General features: G+C 72.9%; 2 protein-coding genes. Both read right to left on the bottom strand.

The features are described from left to right. Positions 1-81: twin-arginine translocation signal domain-containing protein (locus WA805_RS05775; RefSeq protein ID WP_422287304.1), on the bottom strand; the 81-nt coding region annotated here is incomplete at its 3' end. Positions 82-106: 25 nt separating this feature from the next. Further along, positions 107-1,773, bottom strand: a 1,667-nt coding sequence (locus WA805_RS05770; RefSeq protein ID WP_425241824.1) for an FTR1 family protein, incomplete at its 5' end; no start/stop codon positions are given.

Raw genomic sequence — 1,773 nt, 5'->3', positions numbered from 1 at the left:
GATCAGCACGCCGCCGGCCAGCGCGGTGCCCGCGGCGCCCGATATGGCGCCCCTGAGGAAGTTGCGGCGGCTGGGGTTCACGACGGTACAGGCTCCTTCGCTGCTGTCAGTGGGTCGGTGGTACTTCAAGGAGATCCGGAACGGACGCGGCCGACTCCAGCTCCGCTCCGATGGCCGCGTCGACGTGCTCGCGCGCGGACGGTGACGCCGCGCCGAGCGACGTCCACGCGCCGTTCGCCTGGGGAGCCTGGGTCGCGAGCAGGGCCTGGTCGAGCGTGTCCAGCTCCGCGGTGAGGGTGCCGGCCAGGCCTGGCTGCCTCGCGTCGATCAGCGGCGCCAGGTAGCCGAGGATCGCGCGGGTGACCTGGACGTCGGCGTACGTCTGGGCGAACGCGGCACCGCTGCCCTGGTCGTCAATGCCGGACAGGTGGTCGCGCAGCGCGTCTTCGAGGATCTCGTGCGCGCGGATCGGCAGGTTCGTGGGATCGCCGGCCAGGTCGTCAGTCGTCAGGTTCTTCCGCACCGCGGCGACGTTCTTGGCCAGCGCGGCGGTGACCTGCTCGAGCTCGGCCGCGCGCTGGCCGTGCCAGAGGCCGTACTCGAGGCGGTGCAGCCCGGTGAAGTCCTTGTCGTTGACGCCGCTGGGGTAGCCGTCGGGCAGGCCGTCGACCGCCAGGCCCAGGTCGCCGAAGCTGTCGTAGGAGGCGCCGACGCGTTCCCAGTCGAGCTGGGCGGCCAGCCAGTCCTGCTTCGCCTTGGCGATGTCGTCGCGCCGCAGGTCGGACTGGATCGTGGCGACCTGGGCTGCCAGGTCCGCGAGCTGGGCGGCGGCGTAGGCCTGGTAGCGGTCGTTCGCCGGGGTCAGGTCCTGGACGGTGACCGGCTGCACGGCGACAGGAGCCTGGGTGCCCGCGGCGGCGCCGGTGACCTGGACCGGCTGCGAGGCCGTCGCGGCCTGAGAGCCCATAAGGCACTTGAAGGTATACGTGCCGCTGCCCAGCGTGGCGGTGAGCGCGGCGGACGTGCCAGGGCCTATCGTCTCGATCTCACCGACGACCGCGCCGGCCGCGTTGTCGAGGTTGATCTCGCCTGCCAGCCCGGAGTTGTTGGCGACCGTGAACGTGTGCGTGCCTGTGGTCCCCGAGGTCCACTCGGGCGCGCAGCCGGTTTTCGTCACGGTCATGGCCATTCCCGCGGTGGTGGCCGCCGCGGGCAGCGCGGCGATCGTCGCCCCGGCGGCGAGGGCCGGGACCGCGACCAGGACCCCGGCCACCGCCCACGGGCGCCGTCCGGCGAGGCGCTCCCACTGGCCGGGGGCCGCGGGAGTCTCCGGCGCGGGAGCGGGCTCAGCAGGCTTCTCGGCAGGCTTTTCCGTGGGCTTCTCGGCGGGTTTGACGGCCGGCCCGGCGGTCACGAACGCCGGGATGACCACGGCGAGGTAGGCGAGCCAGGCGGTGACCTGGAGCACGGTCATCTTCGGTGACAGCTCGGTGATGCCGGTGACGATCGAGGCCCACCAGGAGCCGGGGTCGATGTGCGCGGTCAGGTCGAAGGCGACCCAGGCGTGCCCAGGCAGCAGCCCGGCGTCCTGGAGATCGCCGAGCCCGTAGGCGAGCACCCCCGCGGCGATCACGATGAGCGCGATCGCGGTCCTGTTGAAGAACGCGCCGACGTTCATCCGGACCGCCCGCCGGTACAGCAGCCAGCACAGCGCGACCGCGGCCGCGATGCCGATCGCGGCGCCGACCAGCGGCGCGGCCGTCTGCCCGGACG

The sequence above is a fragment of the Trebonia sp. genome (assembly GCF_049794275.1).
In the GTDB taxonomy this organism is placed as follows: Bacteria; Actinomycetota; Actinomycetes; order Streptosporangiales; family Streptosporangiaceae; genus Trebonia.
This window is presented reverse-complemented; position numbering and strand designations above follow the sequence as displayed.